Origin of the sequence: Sphingobacterium zeae (assembly GCF_030818895.1) — a bacterium.
Classification (GTDB): domain Bacteria; phylum Bacteroidota; class Bacteroidia; order Sphingobacteriales; family Sphingobacteriaceae; genus Sphingobacterium; species Sphingobacterium zeae.
On the sequence record NZ_JAUTBA010000001.1, the window covers coordinates 1,311,187 to 1,332,784 of the forward strand.

Below are 21,598 nucleotides of genomic sequence, written 5' to 3' on the forward strand. Positions count from 1 at the left end.
CCTTTTGGTCCCTCACAATGATTTTTTTTTCGGAAGCTATCGGTCATTTTTAGGATATCCTTCTTCATCAAGATCATCTCTCAAATCTTCTTCATTCTCTGCCAATTTCTTGTCTAAAGGTGATAACCGTTCATGGTCAAAAGTCTCAATTCGCATGTTCGCCTGATCCAAGTCTTCGCCCTGAAGTTCATCTTTCGAAGCATATTCATCGCCCACAAATGGGTTTGAATTGTCATAGGTTGAATCGTCATCAACAGCACCCTCTGAAATAGTGTCGTAATCAGCCGGATGAGCATAATCTGGATCGTTACCGTTGACATCCATTTCATAACTTTCAAACGCTTTGTTAAAAGTAAGGTCCTGCTCTTTATCTGGATAGTCTTCCTCAACTTTCCCGTTTCTATATTCTTTTTTTGACATAATTCTGCTAATTTTTATTTATTAATAAAACAGCTCACATAAAAAAAAGTTTGGATTTTACTAGACAATGTAGGGCTCAAGTGCTATTGGAATATCAGTTGAATACCAAAAAGATAAAATTTTATTTTAAAAACGGCAGAACATATTAGTTTTAGGAGAAGCCATTCAGCTTTGTCTAAATTAAAGTCTTGATAGTATAATTAAGATTGACCATTCATCATGCGCTATTTTTAGCTCTTTTATAAGAGCTTGGTGTAGCATTTCGTTTCTTCTTATAAAAATTAGTCAAGTGACTCTCATCGCTAAATCCAAGTTCTTCTACAATTTGTTTCATGCTATAGCTATTGGAAGCTAACCTATCTTCAATAAGTTTAATACGAATAGCATCGATATATGTTTTATAACTCACAGCATATCGCTTTTTAAAAAATGCACCAAAATAATTAGCGGAAATTTGAAACTGATCGGCGATCGATTTAATTTGTAATTTGTCGGGAAAATAAATGTTTTGCTGAATATATTGCTCGATCTCTTGAGACATTTCATAAGAGGCATGAATAGGAAGGCCCAGGTCTTTTACAATATTTTCCACTAAGGCGAAAAGAGACATAATTTGGTGGAATATGAAAATAGAAGTCGTTGCGTCCTCACGGTCATATTGATGTATCAGTTCGAATACCTGCTCTGTCAATTTTTTATTTTCTTTCTTGAGGGATAGGCTCCTATTTAAAAATGTCTCCGAATTGAAAATATCTACCGGGCTGAAAGACAGTCTGAAATTTTGCTGTATAAAATGAAGATCTTTAAAATAGGAACCTGAAAAATAAAGGACAAATACTATTGCATCTTTCTTAGTTTCAAGTGTTTCAAAGGTCTTATTCAAAAAGAGTAAATTTCCTTTTGAAAATTTTAACTTATTTTCCTTAGATAGGATCGATCCTTCCAATACATATACTAAAGCAAAATCAAAGACTGATTTATTTAGTTCTATTTTTTGTTTCTGCTTGATTTTCTGAGCAGCGAAAGATAAATTCGTCATATGTAAGATTCTATGGGATAAATACCAACTACAAACCTAGGAAAAATAGAATAAACACTTAATTTTTCATGTTGTTATAATGGAACAATTATGGATTTACATTCATGTTAAAATATAAATAATTTGTGATGCCGATGAATTGTTACGTGCTTTTTGCGTTCCGAGTCATCTTTTCAATAGAATCCCATTGAGCTTCGGGAATAATATCCAAACCATTAAACTCACCGGCTCCTTTAAGCCACTCTCCACCATCTATAGTGATGACATCACCATTGATATAACTTGCATAGTCAGATACTAAATAAGCAGCGAGGTTAGCAAGTTCCTGTAGTTCACCCAGGCGACCCAAAGGGATACGTTTGGTTGGGGAGAGAAGTTCGCCTAATTCTCCGGGCAACAAGCGTTCCATGGCTCCGGAGGTTTGAAATGGGCCTGGTGCTATAGCGTTTAGTCGTATCCCTTTTTTTCCCCATTCCACAGCCAGCGAACGGGTTAATGCTAGGACTCCAGCTTTGGCTGTTGCAGATGGTACTACATATCCAGATCCCGTCCATGCATAGGTTGTGACAATACTGAGTACAGCTTTATTTTGTTCATGTTGCGCGATCCACCTTTTTCCCAGCGCGAGGGTATAATTTATACTCCCTTGAAGTACAATTCCAATGACAGATTCAAAAGCTCGATGGCTTAAACGTTCAGTAGGGGAGATAAAATTTCCAGCGGCATTATTTATGAGAATATCTATTCCGCCAAAATGTTCATATCCAAATGAAACGACGCGTTCAACATCATCATAATTGCGAACATCCCCCGCCACAGCAAGGCATTTTGCCCGATGCTTTTCAGATAGCTCGTTTGCTGTCTGTTGTATAACATCCTCTTTGCGACTTGTAATCAGACAAGAGGCTCCAAGCTCAAGAAAGTAATCTGTCATCGCTTTTCCTAGCCCTGTACCACCACCTGTGATTAATATTCGCTTCCCTTTCAGTGCGTTCTCCTTTAACATGCCCATATGCTGTCCGTTTTTTTATGTGTCCTTAAGTTACAAAAATTTAGAAATAAAATAAAAATGGATTTAAGCGATAACAGTTAGGAACCGGATGGAGGAGATATAAATAAAAACAGGGACTATTCGATGAATAGCCCCTGTTTTAAAGTATTTCCATTTCTAATAATAGCGTGGAAATATGCTTATGCGCCTAACTGTACGCGTTTGAAAGCAGTTACAGTCAATCCTTTAGAAACTGAATCTAAGAATTGAGCGATGTTTTTAGAAGAATCTTTTACAAACTCTTGATTTAACAAGGTTGTATCTTTGAAGAATTTGTTCAATTTACCTTGAGCAATTTTTTCAGCCATTTCAGCTGGTTTTCCTTCAGCGATGATTTGTTCTTTTGCAATAGCGATTTCACGCTCAATTGTATTTTGATCAACACCGTCTTTGTCAATTGCAATAGGGTTCATTGCAGCAATTTGCATTGCTACATCTTTGCCCGCTTCTTCAGCACCAGCTGCATCGGCAGAAAGACCTACCAATACACCTAAACGGTAGTTACCGTGAATATAAGCGATAACTTTTTCAGCAGTGATTGTTTCGTATTTAGAAACGTCAATTTTCTCACCAATGACACCAGTTTGCTCGATTAAAGAATCAGCGATATTTTTGCCATCAAGTTCCAAACCTTTTAATTCTTCCAAAGAAGCAGGCTTATTGTTTAATGCGATATCTGCAATTTTTTCAGCGAAGGCTACGAAGTCTGCGTTTTTAGCTACGAAGTCAGTTTCACAGTTAACTTCAACTACAATGCCTGACTTGCCATCAGCAGTAGCTTTAGCGATGATAACACCTTCGTTAGAGTCGCGATCCTGACGGCTAGCAGCTACTTTAGCGCCTTTTTTACGCAAGTAATCTACAGCAGCTTCAAAGTCACCATTAGACTCAACCAAAGCTTTTTTACAATCCATCATACCAGCGCCAGTTTGTTGACGCAATTTGTTTACATCTGATGCAGAAATTTGTACTGACATGTTTATTTCTTTTTGTTATTATTTACGACTAAAATTTGTACAATATTAACTTAAAAAAGGTTAAGCTAATATGAAGTTTAACATTCCTTGTTAAACGGGTTCTGTTAAACAAAAAACCGGACAGATAGGCTAGTTCAAGAAAAGTAAACTTTTCCAGAAACTAACGCTACGCCATCCGGTTTGGAATAAAAATATTATTCTCCGTCTTTCGCTTTGCGAGGACGTTTAGCTTCTGAAGCTTCACCATTATCAGCTTTTGCTTTAGCAGCAGCAGCATCTTTTTCAGCTTCTTCTTCTTTGTCGCGTTTGCGCTCGTCCAAACCTTCTTGGATTGCTTGACCAATGATACCTGCGATTAAGCTAATAGATTTGCTAGCGTCATCGTTTGCAGGGATTGGGAAATCAATGTTCGAAGGATCAGAGTTTGTATCTACCATTGCAAAAGTAGGGATGTTTAATTTCATTGCTTCAGAAACAGCGATGTGTTCTTTTTTCACATCGATGATGAATAAAGCAGCTGGCAAACGGTTCAAATCAGCGATACCTCCTAAAAGATTTTCTAATTTGATACGCTCACGTTGAATCATCAACTTCTCTTTTTTAGACAATACATCATAAGTACCGTCTTTTTGCATTTTGTCAATGTTAGACATTTTTTTGATAGACTTACGAACTGTAGCGAAGTTTGTAAGCATACCACCTAACCAACGCTCAGTCACGAAAGGCATGTTGACCTCTTTTGCTTGTTGTGCGATGATCTCTTTTGCTTGTTTTTTCGTAGCTACGAATAAAACTTTGCGACCTGATTTTACGATTTGTTTGATAGCTGAAGCAGCTTCTTCTAACTTCGTAAGTGTTTTGTTCAAGTCAATGATGTGGATACCGTTGCGCTCCATGAAAATGTACTTAGCCATTTTCGGATCCCATTTACGTGTAAGGTGACCAAAGTGCACACCTGCATCCAATAAATCTTGATAAGTAGTTCTTGCCATTTTTTGATCCTCCTTTGATTAACGTTTACTGAATTGGAATCTTCTACGAGCTTTACGACGTCCTGGTTTCTTACGCTCAACCATACGGTCGTCACGCGTTACTAAACCTTTAGCACGTAATGCAGGTTTAACTTCTGGGTTAAGTTCAACCAATGCTTTTGCGATCGCTAAGCGAACAGCTTCTGCTTGACCTTTAACACCACCTCCGTTAACGTTTACTTTTACATCAAAGTTTGCTAATTCACCAGCTACGTTCAACGATTGAGTAGCGATGTATTGCAAAGGTAATGTTGGGAAATACTCTTTGTGGTCTTTACCGTTTATGATTATGTTTCCGCTACCAGCAGTTAAGTAAATGCGGGCAACAGCAGTTTTTCTTCTTCCTGAAGTATTAGTTGTTGACATGTCGATTCTCCTTAAAATTTAACTGGTTTTGGATTTTGTGCTTCATGCTTGTGCTCAGTACCAGCATAAACGTAAAGGTTCTTAAACAATTGACGACCTAAACGGTTTTTAGGAAGCATACCACGAACAGCTTTTTCAATGATGCGCTCAGGGAATTTAGCCATTAACTCTTTAGGAGAAACGAAACGCTGACCACCTGGATATCCAGTGTAGCGTACGTAAACTTTGTCGCCTAATTTGTTTCCTGTCAATTTGATTTTGTCTGCATTGATAACAATAACGTTATCTCCACAGTCTACGTGTGGGGTGAATGTAGGCTTGTGCTTACCACGAATTACTTTCGCGATGTTGCTCGCCAAACGCCCCAAAATCTCTCCTTCAGCGTCAACAACGATCCACTCTTTGTTAACGGTGTTCTTGTTGGCAGAGACAGTTTTGTAACTTAACGTATTCACTTGCTTTTGTTTAAATAATTTATTAAAAAATTTTTGTTTCCCTTATCTCAAGGGTTTGCAAAGGTACATCTAATATTCTATATTTTAAAATCTATTTTGCTTATTTTGCTGAAAACGAATCGAATTTCTCACACCTCCCGCTAATCTCAATATTTTTACAACTACCTCGAATGAATATTGTTACATTAGTTAGTATATTGCAGGAACAAATTTTTAATTATTTAGCGGAAGTAGATGAGATTTAATTTTTTGAATAAACGATTTTTAAGTTGTATCGGCGTGTTCCTTTTGGTCGTGAATTCATTGCACGCGCAATCACAAGACAGGAAAACAAAACCATATGATGCCCGATTCAAAAATGTGCAAGAGATATTGAAGCAAGGCAAAATTGGACCGGGTATGGATTCTCTTGACGCTATCATCGCAGACTTTCCGCAGGCAGACGATATCTATTTCACTAAAGCGATTCTCCTTGCTCAGATGAGAAATCAAGACGGAGCGATTCAAGCCATTAAGCAAGCGCTGGATATCCAGTCTAAGCCAGAATATCTGAGTTTCGCAGTCGACGCATTTAAAAGTAAAAATGATGCTGACAGTGCATTGATTTATCTTGATAGGCTGATTGATCAGGATGATAATAACACCGCGTCGCTTAAACGCGAACGCATCATGCTTCTTTTTAATGGCGGATATAAAGATGTGGCCTTAGAGTATTTTTATAAAACCAAAGAAATCGCAGGTGCATCAGATACGTTGGATATGGTCGGTAGTGTATTGTTGAATGATGCTGGCAACTATAAAAGTGTCATTGAGCTTTTGAAGCCCTGGGCAGATAAAGGGACTTCTTTAGCCCAGGTATATGGTCAGCTGGCACAAGCTTACAATCTTTCCAAAAACTCGAAGTTAGCACTTGAATATATCAATAAAGGAATTCTCACCACAAAAGAGGACTTTCTTTATTTTGATTTAGCTGATCTATATCGATTTGATAAAAAGCTCAAGTTATCCATTGATGCGCTCAAACAGGGGTTTCAATCTAAAAAGATAGACTTTGCTGATAAAAATCGGATAATTATGACCTTATTGAATCCCAAGGGACCTTATACACCGGATCAACTACTCGAGTTGGCTAACATCTTGGTGGAGGTTCATCCGCGGATTGCTGAAAGCCATATGGCAAAGGGACAGGTACTATGGCTAAAAGATGATAAAACTGCTGCCCAAAGCTCTTTGGCGGTAGCCGTTAGTATGAACCCTTATCAGATCGATGCTTGGCGAATGTTAATGAGCTTGGATATGGATAAAGGTGAATTTGATCAGGCAATCGCTCATGGAGGAGAGGCTTTGCATTATGTGGCTAATAACGCTACAATACTCTATTTTACCAGTATGGCTTATCTGATGAAGAAGGATATGGAAAATAGTCGGAAGTTTATGGAAGCAGCATTAAACAATGCACAGGAGGAATCTCCATTTTTACAGGCAAATATCTATGGCGGCTTGGGGGATATTTATAATTCGCTTAAAATGTATAAAGCCTCCGACGCAGCTTACATGGAAGCCATCCGACTCGATAGTACAAATGTGACAGCAATGAACAATTTAGCGTACTATTTGTCGTTAAGAAAGGAACGACTTGATGAGGCTACGAAATATGCTGCTATGGCAACAGATTTGCAACCCAATAATGGTACGTTTGAGGATACTTATGCTTGGGTGCTATTTGCCGATGGAAAATATGACGAAGCATTGGTTTGGATCCAAAAGGCATTAAAAAATACTAACCCACAAACTTCGGTTTTGCTGGAGCATTATGGTGATATTCTGTTTAAATTAGGGAAAAAAAGCGATGCCGTTAAACAATGGACCTTGGCCTTGGAAAAAGGAGTGGATTCGGATGATAATAAAGTGAAATTGAAAAAGAAGATTGACACAAAAAGTTATGTGGAATAAAATTGTTTGGGCTTGTGCTGTAGTGGTGTTGCTCTCTTCCTGTAGTTCGAAGAAGAAGATGCTAAAAGAAGCTGAGCTGAGGGCTCAAAACGAATTGATCATAAAGGATAATACCAGAGAGGCAAAGAAAAATAGTTTACGCAATCTGTTTTTGACCAATTTGAATTATTCGACTTTTTCGGGAAAAGCCAAAATGAGGCTTGATATGGGAAAGGACAATTATGACGTCAATTCGACGATTAGAATTGAGAAGGACAAGCGAATCTGGATTTCTATCTCTGCTACATTGGGTATTGAAGTGGCACGTGTTCTAATAACTCCAGACAGTGTTCAGATCCTCAATAAGTTTCAAAGTGAGTATATGGTTAAGCCTTTTAACTATCTATACCGTTTCGCCAGTTCCGATCTGACCTTTGGAAACTTACAAGACTTATTGCTGGCCAACCTATCTGTGGATCTCTTGTCTGATATTGATCAGGTAAACTTTAAGCAGGATTCAATGTCCGTTCAGTTGGACGGTAAACGCAATGAATTGGATTTTTTGTATAAGTTGAATAATAACAATAGGCCTTATCAATTTAGATTAGCTCAGCTTTCGAAGAAACAATTATTGGAAGCTAACTATGGCGAATATGCTATGGCTTCGGGACAGGAATTTCCGATGCTTTTAAAAATGATCATTTCTGACGGTCGCCAAGAAATTAAGACAGAAATTAATTTTAACAAAGTTACTTTTAATGAACCTGTCGAAATGCCTTTTTCAGTATCGTCGCGATATAAAGTAATCCGATGACAGGCTGTCTATATCCTTTAGATTTATTACTTTCGCAATTAGTTTGCTAAAGTAGGATGTGAAGTGATAGGTTAGAAAGATGGCAAACACAACAAAATAGTACTGTAAATGAACTTTAAAAAGACAATACTTGGTATAGCTGTTTTCCTATTCATGATTGGGATTTCATCGGCGCAAACTCGAGCTGAACTTGAAAAGCAGCGTGAGAAGCTCAATCGTGAAATTGCTGAATTACAAAATACGGTCAAAGAAATTGCGAAAGAAAAATCATTGACCCAACAACAGGTGACAGCATTGAGTAAGCAGATTAATTTGCGCGAGCAGAAGATAAATACCATTACATCTGAAGTAGCTGTGATTAATAGACATATTAATGCCAATACGGCTGCAGTGAGTAAATTAAAGGCTGAATTGGAGAAGATGAAACGTGACTATGAGAAGATGGTTATGTTTGCTTTCAGAAATCGGAACGCATACAATAAATTGATGTTTATTTTTGCATCGAAAGATTTCAATCAAGGGTTTAGAAGGGTAAAGTATTTACAGCAGTTCAACGATTCTAGAAAGCTCAAAGCTGCAGACATCGAAAATACAAAGAAGCAGATTGAACAGAAAATTGCTCAGTTGCAAGCTGATCGCAACAAACAGGTTGCTTTAATGAAAGAGCAGGAAAATGAAAAGAGAACCATATCGCAACAGAGATCGGTTTATTCAGGGCAACTAAGCGAATTGATTGTTACAGAGCGTGGCGTGAAAAAAGATATTACGCAAAAACAAAAAGAGGAGCGTCGTATCAATGCAGCCATTAAGGAAATTATTCGAAGAGAAATTGAGGCTGAACGTCGCCGGGCTGAAGCTGCGCGCCGTGCTGCTGAAGCTGCAGCTGAACGAAACCGTAAAGCAAATGAGCCTACCACGAATACAAAAAATAAAAATGCTGCAAGTTCGAAAAGCAGCAATACCGCTCGAAAATCAGACTCTGAAGTCTTGCGTAGCACACCGGAAGCTGTTAAACTTTCGAATGATTTTAGATCTAATCGCGGTAGTTTACCTTGGCCTGTTTCCAATGCGAAGATCATGCAAGAGTTTGGTTCTGAAAGTGTCGGTAGAAATGTCAATTGGGATCATGAGACGGTTAAAATACAAACGTCGAGCGGTGCAGCTGTGAAAGCAGTGTTTAATGGAGAAGTGTTAAGTATAGTTTCAATGATGGGGCAGCGTATTGTCATGATTAAACATGGGGAATACTTTACAGTGTATATGAATTTGGCAGGTGTAAATGTTTCAAAAGGACAGAAAATAAGCACAGGACAAACCATAGGGACAGCTGATGTGGACTCCGATACTGGGGTTCCGATGGTAGAGTTTTCTGTATTACAAGGAACGACACCACTCAACCCAATGTCATGGTTGGCTAGATAAGAAATAATTACTATATTTAATAATTATCCTTACCTTTGTAAGGAGAGCGAGAAATTTAGTTTAAAAGAATTGAAAAACAAGAAATTATAGTTATGTCAACATCATTATTAATCATGGGAATCGGGGGGCAAGAGTTAATTGTCATTGTCGTAATATTGTTACTATTATTTGGTGGCAAGAAGATTCCCGAATTGATGCGCGGGTTGGGTAAGGGCGTTAAGGAGTTTAAAGATGGCCAAAAAGAGGACTCTCCAACAGAGAAAAAAACTGAGGTAGAAGATAATAAATAAGGGAAGTTTAGATCCCATTATATCATGCATACGATTTTGCGAGGAGCAAAATCGTATTTTGCTTTATACTCGACCTAAAGCTAAATAAGGCGAAAACCATTTTTATACTAAAACCCATTTCTAAGCGTTTAGATTATTGTTGATTTTTCAGTAGATCAATCAAACTCGAATTTAACAGTAAATTTATGATCGGAAAACAGGCGTTATTTTCATTACTCGGAGGGGTATGCTTTGTGCTGCCGATTAAGGCCCAAGAAAGCGCTGTAGAAGGTATGAAAGAAGCAGCACAAAACTTCTTTCAAAAAAGCATCGAAAAGGAAAAACAGGAGATTTACCAATACCTAGATAGTATAAAATCTACGGGAAATAACGGACAGCAGCATTCGGAAATAACAGACGAAGATATACAGCTGGTTCGGAAATTGAAGGCAATAGAACGAGAGGTCCCGCTAGACTACTCGCCTCGGGTAAAAGAGCTGGTAGCGAAATACACCTCAGACAATTATAATCCTTATATGTGTAGAATGATGGGATTAGGACAATACTATTTTCCATTGTTTGATAAAATTTTGGATGAGGTAGGTGTACCACGCGAACTTAAATACCTAAGTGTAGTTGAATCATCCCTAAATCCGCGCGATATTTCCAGTGCAGGAGCGACAGGTTTATGGCAGTTAATGTATTACGAAGCCAAAACTTATCACCTTACTGTAGACAGTTATACCGACCAGCGTATGGATCCGATCGCTTCCAGCTATGCAATTGCAAAGATTTTAAAAGAAGCCTATGAGGAATATGGCGATTGGCTATTAGCGATAGCATCCTATAATGGCGGTAAAGGAGCCGTTAGCCGCGCAATTCAACGCTCAGGAAAGGATAAGGCAACTTTTTGGGATGTTGCACCTTATTTGACACAACAAACCCAAAACTATATCCCTAAATTTATCGCTATGACCTATGCGATGAAGTATGCAGATGAAAATAATATCAATGCGGCAGATACCGAACTTTCATTAAGAACGCAGGTCTTGGATATCAATAAGCGGATATCATTGAGCCAAATAGCAGATGCATTACAGGTGTCTAAAGAAACATTACGCGCATTAAATCCTAGTTTTAAAAAGAATGTATTAAACGGTACCGAGGATGCCCCGTTGCGGTTAGTTTTACCTGTAGTGGACAAGAAAATTGCTACAGAGGAGTTGTATGCAGCACTTAATACGCCAGTCGCCCCGTCAAATGCAATCCAAAATGAAAACATAGTGCAGGCCCTACTCAATGGAAAGTATAAAGTGAAAGTTGGCGAAACATTTGCATCCATCGCTGATAAGTTTGACGTGACAGTTCAGGATATAAAATCCTGGAATAATCTGCGCGGCAATCAAATTGTTCCTGGACAAAACCTACTAATAAAAAAGGAGAATGATTTTGTAAATACAAAATTAGCCCGTAATACAGAGCGATCTGCAAAGAAAAGCAAACAACATGTAGCTAATACCACACGTACAGCTTACTATGTCGTAAAGAAAGGCGATACATTATCTGAGATTGCAGATAAAAATGGAACTTCAGTGGGGCGGCTTAAAAGTGAAAACGATTTGAGCGGCAGCCGGATAAAACCAGGTATGAAATTGAAAGTCTCAAAAAAATAACAGCATGGGTTAAATTAACCATGCTGCATCCTCTTCATTGTCAAATTCTTCGAGCGTAACAGTTACGTGCTCCCGTAATATCGTAGAAAGCTTTGTGCCGTAGTAATCGCTAAATATTGGGAATTTATGGTGGCTTCTATCAATTAATACAGCAGTTCTCATTTTTTTTAACGGTACATTCAAAAATACACCCAGCCCATAAGCTAGTGCTCGGCCACTATTAAGTACATCGTCAACAAGGATAATTGTCTTATCTTTTGCAATGTCAACAGCTAAGTCTGTGTTTGCGCTTAATGACCTGCTGGTCTTCTTCATTGTGACCTTAATCAATAGAATCTCTTTGTCCGAAATGTCCTGCAAAATTGCTTGAAGACGTTGAGCAAATACATAGCCGCGGTCAGCAATACCTACCAATACGAGCGTTTCATCTTCAAAATTGTCTTCCAATATCTGATAGGCAATCCGAATAGATTTTTGTTTTATTTGTTCTTTATTTAAGATGAGCGTTTTCTTTGAAGACATAATAGTATTTCCAATGATTATTGGGTAAAAATAGGATATTATATTGTATAAAAAAAGTCCAAAACGAGTTAAACGCTTTGGACTTTCTGCGAGTGAATCTACTTTTATTAATTCAATTTATTATCTTTTTCTGCTTTGATTATCTCCGCAGTAAGCGTTCTATTATCTTCTGGTAAGCGACCTCCATTGTAGTAATAACGTCGCCAGTATGGCTCATCTAGGTTGCTGATCATGACACCTTTACTAGAAGATGCATGTGCAAATTTATTATCTCCGATATAAACCCCTACATGGGTAATACTTCTACTTCTGATTTTGAAGAATACCAAATCACCAGCTTTAAGCTCATTCTTTTCGACAGTTTTTACTTGGGAGTATTGATTTCTACTATTATACCCCAGCGATGTGTTGAACACTTTGTCGTATAACTCGTAAGAAAATTTTGAACAATCAATGCCTCTCTTTGAATCTCCTCCTAAACGGTAAGGAGTACCTAGCCATTCATAAACAAATTGATAAAGTTTGGTGTTTGTTGTTGCTGATACTGCAACTCCCATGATTTGTGAAAAGTATTCCTTCGCTAAGTTGTCAGGATCTGATTCTGGTTTGGAGTTTCTGTTGGTTTGTGCCTGCGACACTAGACATAAGCCGATAAATAGCATTGACGCTATAAATTTCTTTGTTTTCATTAAATCGCTTTTTTGTACAACATTTAACTTTTAAAAATTGAATACTGTCATCTATTTTGGACAGCACTGTTGCGAATATAATACAATAACACTTTAAGGTCAAATTTATTTTCACGTATTTAACGAAATTTTAACAATTTTAACATCTCCAAAGATGTATTTATACTTATTGAGTACGATTTTATCTGATGCGTTTCCGTATTTATTAAAGACAACACATAAGCGGTTTGAACATACTTATGTGATGATAAAATACTACCTTAATGAAGTTACAATTGTGAATCTTAAAAAAAATATTAATTTTCTTTGGTAAAGTGATAATATTTGTTCTATATTTACAAAACATAATTAAAAGCAATGAACACAACGTCAATTATTACGTCGATTATTATTACCACCGGGATAAGACTCAGGAGGAAGTAGTTTCGTTGTATATAATTGTAGACACAATATTTAGAAGCGCTTTCCTCAAAAAAGGAAAGCGCTTCTTTTTTATCGCAAAATCATCAATCTAAACAAACAGTATAAAGTAGCATGAAAGTTTTAAAATTTGGAGGCACATCAGTCGGTACAGTAGAAAGCTTAAAGGCAGTCCTGGGCATCGTGAAGAAATCTTATGATGCAAAGGAAAAACCATTGGTTGTGTTGTCAGCTATGTCGGGTGTGACAAATTTGCTTACGCAGTTAGCTGAAGACGCTGCAGAAGGAAAATCCTTTTCAGAGGGATTGAAATCCTTGGAAGATAGGCACTTTACAGTAGTAAAAGAACTTCTGGCTGTGAAATATCAAAATCCTGTATTTACAAAGCTGAAATTATTTTTTAATGAAATAGAAGATCTTCTTCAAGGAATTTTTGCACTTAAAGAGCTGAGCTATCAAAGCAAAGATTTGATATTAAGCTACGGCGAGCGTTGTTCGAATTATATGGTATCTAAAGTGATGGAACAATATGTTCCAGAATCATTATTTGTGGATGCTTCTCACTATGTGAAAACTGATTCTAACTTTGGTAATGCGCATTTAAATGAAACATTGACCGAGCAATTAGTGAAATCACTATACATATCACATGGCGATAAATTATTGTTTGTGACGGGTTTTATCGGTAGTAACGAAAACGGTCGTATTACCACGCTAGGAAGAGGCGGTTCCGATTATACAGCAGCTATCTTCGGATCCATATTGGACGCAGCAGCCATTGAAATTTGGACAGACGTAAATGGCATGTTGACAGCGGATCCACGCATTGTAAAAAAAGCTTTTTCTTTACCTGTTTTATCATACACCGAGGCCATGGAATTGTCTTACTTTGGTGCTAAGGTGATTTATCCTCCTACCATGATCCCTGCTTTCTTGAAGAAAATTCCGATTGTTATTAGAAATACCTTTGAGCCTGATTTCTCCGGAACCGTCATTCAGTTTGATAGCGGCAAAACAGCGCTGCCAATAAAAGGAATTTCCTCTATATCGGATATTTCAGTTATCAATCTGAGTGGTTCAGGCATGATCGGTAAGTCGGGCTTTAGTGGAAGGCTTTTTACTCTATTGGCTAGAGAGCAAATCAATGTGGTGTTAATTACACAGTCATCTTCCGAACATAGCATCACATTTGCTGTAAACCCATCTGACGCCAAACGCGCGATACAATTGATCGAAGTGGAGTTTGAATTGGAGATCCAAGCCAATAAACTCATCGTTCCAGCGATTGAAGATAACCTTTCAGTCTTGGCCATCGTTGGCGAAAATATGAAAAAGACACCTGGTATGTCCGGTCGATTATTTGCCGCGCTAGGGAGGAATGGCATTAATGTTCGCGCTATAGCACAGGGCTCATCTGAATACAATATATCTGTTATTATAGGTAAGGAAGACCTGGCGAAGGCACTCAACGCTGTACATGACGCTTTTTTTGCCGAGCTAAAGAAAACCCTTCATGTGTTTAATATTGGTACGGGTAACATCGGCGCAACTTTATTTAAACAGCTGGAAAGTCAACATGATTTCCTACTGGATAAAAACGATATCGAAATTAAAGTCGTCGGAATTTCGAATAGCCGTAAGATGCTTTTTAATACCGAAGGTGTTGATTTAACTAATTGGTCTAATGAACTCGACAAAAATGGAACTGAATCAGACTTGGCCCTGTTTATTGACCGGATGAAGGCACTCAATCTGCCAAACTGTGTTTTTATAGATAATACCGCGAGCAAATTACCGGCAACCTATTATGAAGATATCTTTAAATCCAATATTTCGATCGTTACCTGCAATAAAATTGCGAACTCAGGTAAATATGAGCAATATAAAACACTCCGCGATACCGCTCATCGACACGGTGTGGACTTTTTTTATGAGACCAACGTAGGGGCGGGGCTACCGATCGTCCGCGTACTCAAAGACTTGATGTTGAGTGGCGATCGTATTGTCAAGATAGAAGCTATTTTATCTGGAACAATCTCGTATATCTTCAACAATTTTAAAGCTGATGCTTCTTTTTACGATGTTGTTAAACAGGCGCAGGAACTAGGATATACTGAACCAGATCCAAGGGACGACTTAGGCGGTATAGATTTTATGCGTAAAATGCTCATATTAGCTAGGGATGCCGGATATCCTGTCGAAGCCGAGGACGTAGACCTGGGTTCAATACTTCCGCCGGCATGTTTGAAAGCTGAATCCGTAGATGCGTTTTACGCAGAATTGCAGCGCGAAAATGATTATTTCGAAGCCATGAAGAAGAAAGCTGAAGATGAAAATAAAGTAATACGCTACATCGGAAAATTGGAAAGTGGAAAAGTATCGATTGCGATTCAGTTTGTTGATGAAAACCATCCTTTCTATGCCTTATCGGGTAGTGACAATATTATATCATTTACAACAGAGCGCTATAAAGAACGTCCTTTAGTAGTAAAAGGCCCGGGGGCTGGGGCTGAAGTAACAGCTGCGGGTGTATTTGCCGATTTAGTAAATGTTGGAGCATAAAAACGATTCAAGGAACATAAAAATTACATGATGGCTAATAATTTAAATGTAGAGTATCTGAAAGATAAGATTATAAATTTAGACAGCATGCTGTCCGAAGTTCGTGTCTTTGCACCTGCAACTGTCGCCAATATGATCTGTGGTTTTGACATACTGGGCTTTGCAGTTGAGGCGCCAGGCGACGAGGTGGTTATGCGACGCACAACACAACCCGGGGTAACTATTCGTAAAATAACAGGCGACGATGGAAGATTGCCGCTCGATCCAGGTAAAAATACCGTTTCTGCCTGCGTTCAGTATTTATTACAGGCTCTGAATATTTCTTCAAAGGTCGGTGTGGAAATTGAATTACATAAACATATGCCTATCGGATCGGGATTAGGTTCTAGCGCAGCCAGCACCGTGGCAGGGCTTTTTGCCATCAATACCATGCTGGGTAACCCCTTGACAAAAGAAGAATTATTGCCATTCTGTGTCGAAGGTGAGCGCTTGGCCTGTGGTACGGGGCATGCTGATAATGTGGCACCAGCACTCTATGGAGGCATAACGTTAATTCGGGGAAATGAACCTTTGGATGTGATTTCCATTCCTTCGCCTAAAGAACTCGTTGCTGCAGTCGTTTTTCCACAGGTCGATGTTCCCACACGCGACGCTAGGCAACTTATTAAAGATAAAGTACTGTTAAAAGACGCCGTCACCCAGTGGGGTAATATCGCAGGATTGGTAGCTGCTTTGTTCAAAGAAGATTATGATCTCATTGCGCGAAGCATGAAAGACGTTCTTATCGAACCGACGCGCGCTATTTTAATCCCTCAATTTTATGAAATGAAAGAGATTGCTCTGAAACACGGTGCCTTAAGTTTCGGTATTTCTGGCTCTGGACCATCAGTTGTGACAATAACACGAGACGAAAAAATAGCAGAGGATATCGCAGACAAGATTCAAACTCATCTCAAAGAAAATGAAATTGATAGTTTTGGATACGTTTCCCGTGTTAATGTAGAAGGTCCACGCATATTAGATCAGAAGTTCTTTAAAGCATAGCGGTCTATCGAATCTAAGGTTAATCCATATTTACCTCTTAAAAAGATAACAAAGTGAAATGTCCATGTGAACCTATCAATTCTAATTAAAACGGGATGTTTCATATGGCATTTAAAAAAAGAATATTACATATGAAATTTTATAGCACAAATAATAAAACATTAAAAGTTTCCTTTAAAGATGCGGTATTCAACTCGCTACCAGCAGACAAAGGGTTGTATATGCCGGAAGCGATCCCTCAATTGGATCCATTATTTATAAAGAATATTCAGCAGCATTCTTTACAGGAGATTGCATTTGAAGTCGCTTATACGCTCTTGGGGGATGATATTCCCAAAGAAGATTTAAAGCAAATCGTGAACGACGCGATTAACTTTGATGCTCCCGTAAAATTTTTGACCGACAACACAGCTGTGCTCGAACTTTTCCATGGGCCTTCTTACGCCTTTAAGGATTTTGGTGCTCGGTTTATGAGCAGAGTAATGGGGTATTTTTCGCAGACGGATGACAAATTACTGGATGTGCTTGTTGCGACATCTGGTGATACTGGTGGCGCTGTTGCCTTGGGATTTTTGGGTGTTGAGGGAACGCGCGTAACCATCTTATACCCCAAAGGTAAAGTGTCCGAGGTTCAGGAATTGCAATTGACTACAAATGGACAAAACATTCGTGCAATTGAAGTCGAAGGTACATTTGACGACTGCCAGGCATTAGTGAAACAGGCTTTTAATGATTCCGAACTAAATGCCGTCTTACGGTTGACTTCAGCCAATTCAATTAATATAGCACGATTAATCCCCCAGACATTCTATTACTTCTATGCGTACGCGCAATTGAAGTCGCAAGGAATTAATGAGGTCGTATTTACAGTGCCGAGCGGTAATTTTGGTAATATTGGGGCAGGCCTATTAGCTTATAAAATGGGGTTGCCTGTTAAACATTTTGTTGCGGCAACAAATGTTAATGATACCGTACCTAGATTTCTTTCATCAGGTTTATATGAACCCCTGCCTTCTGTACAAACATTGAGTAACGCAATGGATGTTGGAAACCCGAGCAACTGGATTCGTATACAGGATATCTTTGGAGGAGATGTGGACGAATTAAAAAGTATGTTATCTTCTTATACTTTTACAGACGAAGAAACAGAAAGAGGAATGCAGAAGTTATTTGAAGAATCGAACTATATCGCCTGTCCACATACAGCAATCGCATGGCTTGGCGCTCGTGCTTATGCAAATGAGTATCCTGGTCACTATGCTTCGGTTTTCTTATCTACTGCTCACCCCTGCAAATTCCCTGATGCAATCGCTGCAGATGTGTTTGAAAAGATAGTTCTGCCTAAAGGAGCAGAAGATTTGCAAGGAAGGGAAAAGTTAGCTGAACCTTTAAAAGTCGATTTTGAAGCATTTAAAAAATATCTAATCAACCATAATTAAATGATGGGGGCTCCTTTAGGAGCCCTTCTTGTTTTCATTCACAAATAGCGGTTCTTTTACACGGAAGAAATAATTTAAAAAAAAGTATGACGTGGTGTTGAGAAAGAGCGATGTTTTATCCAGAAAGTTTCGTTATGATGTGGAATTAATACGTTAATTTTGCAGTAATGAAATCAGTTTATTTGAATAAGGGTAAGGATAAAGCTGCGTGGCAATTGCATCCTTGGGTATTTTCTGGAGCAATTAAATCATTGTCCGATAAAATTGAAGATGGCGAAGTTGTTGGTGTTTACAATGCTGAACGTGAATTTATTGCCTATGGGTTATTTCACAATAGCTCGCGCGTAGCCATTCGTTTATTAGAATGGAATCCTCAAACGCAGATTGATGCAGCGTGGTGGCGTTCACGCGTCCAAAAGGCTATTGCGGCGCGACAGCATCTATTGCAGAAAGATGAGACGAATACTGTTCGTCTAATCTTTGCTGAAGCAGATTTTCTTCCTGGACTTATTGCAGATAAATATGCAGATTTTATATCTATCCAAGTTCACTCGGTTGGGCTTGAGAAAGTTAAATCAATTATTATCGATGAATTGAATGCTCTGCTGCAGCCGAAGGGAATTTATGAACGTAGCGATCTGAAATCCCGTGAACATGAGGGACTACCCGATACCAATGGGCTTTTGTATGGAGAACTTCCACCAGAATTTGTTGACGTTGTCGAAAATGGTATCCATTTTAAGGTGAACATTATTGATGGACAAAAATCCGGATTCTATTGCGACCAACGAGAAAACCGTCAGCTCACAGCCAACTACGTTTCTAATAAGCGAGTTCTGGATTGTTTTTGCTATTCTGGTGGCTTTACATTGAATAGCCTGAAAAACGGGGCATCAGAAGTCATTTCCGTAGATAGTTCTGCGCTGGCTATTGAAACCCTGGAAAAGAATATCATTGAAAATGGTTTTGAACCTAGTCGACATAGCGCAATATTGTCTGATGTAAACAAGCAATTGCGTAAATTCATTGATGAAGGGGAAAAATTTGATCTTATTGTCTTGGATCCACCGAAATATGCACCCTCTCGATCTGCATTGGAAAGAGCGTCAAGGGCGTATAAAGACCTCAATCGCCGCGGTTTGATGTTGTTAAATAGTGGTGGTTTGTTAGCAACATTTTCTTGTTCAGGTGCGATGGATATGGATACCTTCAAACAAGTGCTTGCTTGGGCAGCGTTGGACGCAGGTAAGGAAATTCAGTTCATCAGACAGTTTCATCAACCTGAAGACCATCCTGTGCGCGCCTCTTTTCCCGAAGGAGAATATCTGAAAGGATTATTGGTCCGCGTATTATAATTTATTACATGGAGATCATTTGGGTTGGTTTGCGAAAACCAACCTTTTTAATTTTTAAACAACGTCATGATACAAGAAAAATCGAGTAGACCTATCTTTTCAATTTTATTTGCCGTAAGCATGGTGCACCTTTTGAATGACATGATTCAGGGAGTGATACCAGCAACATATCCCTTGCTCAAAGAAGAACATCATCTGAGCTTTTCGCAGGTTGGGATGATCACAATGGTCTATCAGATAGCAGCATCAATATTCCAGCCTGTTGTGGGCTCATTTACAGACAAACGTCCTGTTCCATATTCGCAGATTATCGGAATGTCTTTTTCCCTTCTTGGTATGCTTTTATTTTCAAAAGCAAACAGTTATGAATGGATCTTATGTTCAGTCTTTCTCGTTGGGGTTGGATCCTCAATTTTTCATCCCGAATCGTCTCGCGTAGCTTACATGGCGTCAGGTGGAAGAAGGAGTATGGCGCAATCTATTTTTCAGATCGGCGGAAATGCGGGGACCGCTATGGCCCCAATTATTGTCGCTTTTTTGATTTTACCGAGAGGGCAACAAGCAATCGCATGGATGTGCCTATTCACAATCATTGGCCAATTTATATCTTATTATATCGGGAGCTGGTATAAAGAAAAGCTTCGAAATACAGCTAAATCGACCAAGCGAGCGATACGCGTGCCAGATTTACCTAATGGGCGGATCGTTATGACTGTGATTATCCTCCTACTGTTGATCGTATCAAAATATTTTTATATCGCAAGTATCACAAATTACTTTCAGTTTTATACCATTAAAAAATTTGGAATTAGTGAAGTAGAAGCTCAGGTTTATCTCTTTTATTTTCTTATTGCAGTTGCTGTCGGAACCCTATTAGGAGGAGCATTTGGTGATCGATTTGGCCGAAAATATGTTATCTGGTTTTCTGTATTGGGCGTTGCACCATTTGCATTGGCATTACCGTATGTCGGACTTACTATGACGGGAATATTGATCGTCATAATCGGTTTAATTTTATCATCAGCTTTTCCAGCGATTATTGTTTATGCACAGGAGCTATTGCCGAAAAAACTAGGTATGGTTTCAGGTCTATTTTATGGCTTTGCATTTGGAATGGGCGGAATAGGATCAGCTGTACTAGGTTGGCAGGCAGATCACACTTCTGTCGAGTTTATTTATCACTTATGTTCTTATCTTCCCTTGATCGGTATCGTAGCTTATTTTCTTCCCGATCTGCAAAAAACGCAATACAAAGAGATTTAAATTTGAAAATAAACAATAGGCAATTGTGTCGTCTGTTAAAAATTGCGAGCGAATGTCTGGTACGATATCATCCGCTCGCCATTTTTATTTAATGCATTCCATCCATGCCGATGCCATCATCTGTGCGCCAGCAAGTGTGGGGTGAACTCCATCTGCTGCCCAGTACGCACCAGGAGCACTCTTTTGAGCATTATCAAATATTTTCTGATAGGGAATTAAGATTCCCCCAAATTCTTTTGCTATATCACGGGCAGATTCTTGATAAGCCAAGAATTTTGGATACCAAGCATCAGTAATGTGGCCCACCCCTTTGACCGCAAAGGGTTCTCCAATGATCAGTTTGACATTTGGGAGCTTTTGTAGCGTCTCATGCAATAACTGTTGATATTGGGATTTATATTCATCAACTGTAGTTTGTGCTCCCCGATCAATCGTGCGCCAAAAGTCGTTTACACCAATCAGAATGCTTAATACTGTTGGTTTAATGGCCAATGTGTCTTCCTGCCAACGCTTTTGTAGGTCTGGTACACGGTTGCCACTGATACCTGTGTTATAAACTTTGAGGTTCTTTGCTGGATATTTATTTAAAAGTTGACTAGCGGCCAATAAAGCGTAACCGTGACCCAACGCACCAGTGTCATTGGCATTTCTGTTATTCCTATCCCGACCCACATCTGTAATGGAGTCGCCCTGAAATAAAATAATGTCGTCGTTATTTAAACTTATTTTTGAGGCACTGGATGTTGATTCATGGGCGAAAACTTCGTTTCCTAGTAAACTGGCGCCACTTAAAAGCCCGGTGCCAATGATACTTTTCTTGATAAATGATCTGCGGTTCGTATTCATTATTAGGTT

20 protein-coding genes are annotated in these 21,598 nt (G+C 38.7%); 10 read left to right on the top strand and 10 right to left on the bottom strand.

Annotated elements, in window-relative coordinates:
* Positions 1-36: 36 nt before the first annotated feature.
* The 7 genes from QE382_RS05355 to rplM all read right to left on the bottom strand — a co-directional run bounded on the left by QE382_RS05355 (position 37) and on the right by rplM (position 5,339).
* Entirely contained in the window at positions 37-420 is a 384-nt protein-coding gene (locus tag QE382_RS05355) for a hypothetical protein (protein WP_307184992.1), read from the bottom strand.
* Between the two features lie 217 nt (positions 421-637).
* A complete protein-coding gene (locus tag QE382_RS05360; RefSeq protein ID WP_307184993.1) occupies positions 638-1,459 on the bottom strand; it encodes a helix-turn-helix domain-containing protein in 822 nt (273 codons plus the stop codon).
* Between the two features lie 142 nt (positions 1,460-1,601).
* On the bottom strand, positions 1,602-2,465 hold the full coding sequence (locus tag QE382_RS05365) for an SDR family oxidoreductase (RefSeq protein ID WP_307188013.1): 864 nt from the start codon (positions 2,463-2,465) through the stop codon (positions 1,602-1,604).
* Positions 2,466-2,650: 185 nt separating this feature from the next.
* Entirely contained in the window at positions 2,651-3,487 is an 837-nt protein-coding gene (gene tsf / locus QE382_RS05370; RefSeq protein ID WP_293956687.1) for a translation elongation factor Ts, read from the bottom strand.
* Positions 3,488-3,681: 194 nt separating this feature from the next.
* Positions 3,682-4,479 carry a 30S ribosomal protein S2 gene (gene rpsB, locus QE382_RS05375; protein ID WP_075994149.1) on the bottom strand — a complete coding sequence of 266 codons (798 nt, stop codon included), beginning with the start codon at positions 4,477-4,479 and terminating at the stop codon, positions 3,682-3,684.
* An 18-nt stretch (positions 4,480-4,497) separates the two neighbouring features.
* The gene (gene rpsI, locus QE382_RS05380; RefSeq protein ID WP_209581462.1) at positions 4,498-4,884 is read right to left on the bottom strand and encodes a 30S ribosomal protein S9; all 387 of its coding nucleotides are present in this window, start codon (positions 4,882-4,884) and stop codon (positions 4,498-4,500) included.
* Positions 4,885-4,895: 11 nt separating this feature from the next.
* A complete protein-coding gene (rplM, locus tag QE382_RS05385) occupies positions 4,896-5,339 on the bottom strand; it encodes a 50S ribosomal protein L13 (protein ID WP_046671993.1) in 444 nt (147 codons plus the stop codon).
* Between the two features lie 234 nt (positions 5,340-5,573).
* On the opposite strand from rplM, the gene QE382_RS05390 reads away from it, so the two are divergent.
* The 5 genes from QE382_RS05390 (at position 5,574) to QE382_RS05410 (ending at position 11,449) form a co-directional block, all read left to right on the top strand.
* The gene (locus QE382_RS05390) at positions 5,574-7,292 is read left to right on the top strand and encodes a tetratricopeptide repeat protein (RefSeq protein ID WP_307184994.1); all 1,719 of its coding nucleotides are present in this window, start codon (positions 5,574-5,576) and stop codon (positions 7,290-7,292) included.
* Positions 7,282-8,085, top strand: a complete 804-nt coding sequence (lolB1, locus tag QE382_RS05395; RefSeq protein ID WP_307184995.1) for a lipoprotein insertase outer membrane protein LolB1 — start codon at positions 7,282-7,284, stop codon at positions 8,083-8,085. The genes QE382_RS05390 and lolB1 overlap by 11 nt, the downstream gene beginning before the upstream one ends.
* Before the next feature lie 108 nt (positions 8,086-8,193).
* Positions 8,194-9,507, top strand: coding sequence for a murein hydrolase activator EnvC family protein (locus QE382_RS05400; protein WP_307184996.1), 1,314 nt, complete (start codon positions 8,194-8,196; stop codon positions 9,505-9,507).
* Between the two features lie 92 nt (positions 9,508-9,599).
* Entirely contained in the window at positions 9,600-9,797 is a 198-nt protein-coding gene (tatA, locus tag QE382_RS05405; RefSeq protein WP_209581473.1) for a twin-arginine translocase TatA/TatE family subunit, read from the top strand.
* A 185-nt stretch (positions 9,798-9,982) separates the two neighbouring features.
* The gene (locus QE382_RS05410; RefSeq protein WP_307184997.1) at positions 9,983-11,449 is read left to right on the top strand and encodes a LysM peptidoglycan-binding domain-containing protein; all 1,467 of its coding nucleotides are present in this window, start codon (positions 9,983-9,985) and stop codon (positions 11,447-11,449) included.
* Between the two features lie 9 nt (positions 11,450-11,458).
* Here the strand turns inward: QE382_RS05410 and QE382_RS05415 are convergent, their stop codons facing one another.
* Positions 11,459-11,971 (bottom strand): phosphoribosyltransferase family protein, encoded by a 513-nt coding sequence (locus QE382_RS05415; RefSeq protein WP_209581480.1) that lies wholly within the window; start codon positions 11,969-11,971, stop codon positions 11,459-11,461.
* Positions 11,972-12,078: 107 nt separating this feature from the next.
* Entirely contained in the window at positions 12,079-12,660 is a 582-nt protein-coding gene (locus QE382_RS05420) for a C40 family peptidase (protein ID WP_209581483.1), read from the bottom strand.
* 534 nt (positions 12,661-13,194) lie between these two features.
* Between QE382_RS05420 and thrA the strand changes: the two genes are divergently transcribed.
* The 5 genes from thrA to QE382_RS05445 all read left to right on the top strand — a co-directional run bounded on the left by thrA (position 13,195) and on the right by QE382_RS05445 (position 20,743).
* Positions 13,195-15,642, top strand: a complete 2,448-nt coding sequence (thrA, locus tag QE382_RS05425) for a bifunctional aspartate kinase/homoserine dehydrogenase I (protein ID WP_307184998.1) — start codon at positions 13,195-13,197, stop codon at positions 15,640-15,642.
* An 87-nt stretch (positions 15,643-15,729) separates the two neighbouring features.
* The gene (locus QE382_RS05430; protein ID WP_307188014.1) at positions 15,730-16,686 is read left to right on the top strand and encodes a homoserine kinase; all 957 of its coding nucleotides are present in this window, start codon (positions 15,730-15,732) and stop codon (positions 16,684-16,686) included.
* A gap of 131 nt (positions 16,687-16,817) precedes the next feature.
* A complete protein-coding gene (gene thrC, locus QE382_RS05435; RefSeq protein WP_307184999.1) occupies positions 16,818-18,125 on the top strand; it encodes a threonine synthase in 1,308 nt (435 codons plus the stop codon).
* 167 nt (positions 18,126-18,292) lie between these two features.
* Positions 18,293-19,480, top strand: coding sequence for a class I SAM-dependent rRNA methyltransferase (locus tag QE382_RS05440; RefSeq protein WP_307185000.1), 1,188 nt, complete (start codon positions 18,293-18,295; stop codon positions 19,478-19,480).
* A 66-nt stretch (positions 19,481-19,546) separates the two neighbouring features.
* On the top strand, positions 19,547-20,743 hold the full coding sequence (locus QE382_RS05445) for an MFS transporter (protein ID WP_307185001.1): 1,197 nt from the start codon (positions 19,547-19,549) through the stop codon (positions 20,741-20,743).
* Between the two features lie 84 nt (positions 20,744-20,827).
* Here the strand turns inward: QE382_RS05445 and QE382_RS05450 are convergent, their stop codons facing one another.
* Positions 20,828-21,589 (bottom strand): SGNH/GDSL hydrolase family protein, encoded by a 762-nt coding sequence (locus tag QE382_RS05450; RefSeq protein ID WP_307185002.1) that lies wholly within the window; start codon positions 21,587-21,589, stop codon positions 20,828-20,830.
* Positions 21,590-21,598 lie beyond the last annotated feature (9 nt).

Coding starts and splice junctions, on each gene's coding strand:
- QE382_RS05355 (WP_307184992.1), bottom strand. CDS start 420: ATGTCAAAAAAAGAATATAGAAACGGGAAAGTTGAGGAAGACTATCCA.
- QE382_RS05360 (WP_307184993.1), bottom strand. CDS start 1,459: ATGACGAATTTATCTTTCGCTGCTCAGAAAATCAAGCAGAAACAAAAA.
- QE382_RS05365 (WP_307188013.1), bottom strand. CDS start 2,465: ATGTTAAAGGAGAACGCACTGAAAGGGAAGCGAATATTAATCACAGGT.
- tsf (WP_293956687.1), bottom strand. CDS start 3,487: ATGTCAGTACAAATTTCTGCATCAGATGTAAACAAATTGCGTCAACAA.
- rpsB (WP_075994149.1), bottom strand. CDS start 4,479: ATGGCAAGAACTACTTATCAAGATTTATTGGATGCAGGTGTGCACTTT.
- rpsI (WP_209581462.1), bottom strand. CDS start 4,884: ATGTCAACAACTAATACTTCAGGAAGAAGAAAAACTGCTGTTGCCCGC.
- QE382_RS05390 (WP_307184994.1), top strand. CDS start 5,574: ATGAGATTTAATTTTTTGAATAAACGATTTTTAAGTTGTATCGGCGTG.
- lolB1 (WP_307184995.1), top strand. CDS start 7,282: ATGTGGAATAAAATTGTTTGGGCTTGTGCTGTAGTGGTGTTGCTCTCT.
- QE382_RS05400 (WP_307184996.1), top strand. CDS start 8,194: ATGAACTTTAAAAAGACAATACTTGGTATAGCTGTTTTCCTATTCATG.
- tatA (WP_209581473.1), top strand. CDS start 9,600: ATGTCAACATCATTATTAATCATGGGAATCGGGGGGCAAGAGTTAATT.
- QE382_RS05410 (WP_307184997.1), top strand. CDS start 9,983: ATGATCGGAAAACAGGCGTTATTTTCATTACTCGGAGGGGTATGCTTT.
- QE382_RS05415 (WP_209581480.1), bottom strand. CDS start 11,971: ATGTCTTCAAAGAAAACGCTCATCTTAAATAAAGAACAAATAAAACAA.
- QE382_RS05420 (WP_209581483.1), bottom strand. CDS start 12,660: ATGAAAACAAAGAAATTTATAGCGTCAATGCTATTTATCGGCTTATGT.
- thrA (WP_307184998.1), top strand. CDS start 13,195: ATGAAAGTTTTAAAATTTGGAGGCACATCAGTCGGTACAGTAGAAAGC.
- QE382_RS05430 (WP_307188014.1), top strand. CDS start 15,730: ATGCTGTCCGAAGTTCGTGTCTTTGCACCTGCAACTGTCGCCAATATG.
- thrC (WP_307184999.1), top strand. CDS start 16,818: ATGAAATTTTATAGCACAAATAATAAAACATTAAAAGTTTCCTTTAAA.
- QE382_RS05440 (WP_307185000.1), top strand. CDS start 18,293: ATGAAATCAGTTTATTTGAATAAGGGTAAGGATAAAGCTGCGTGGCAA.
- QE382_RS05445 (WP_307185001.1), top strand. CDS start 19,547: ATGATACAAGAAAAATCGAGTAGACCTATCTTTTCAATTTTATTTGCC.
- QE382_RS05450 (WP_307185002.1), bottom strand. CDS start 21,589: ATGAATACGAACCGCAGATCATTTATCAAGAAAAGTATCATTGGCACC.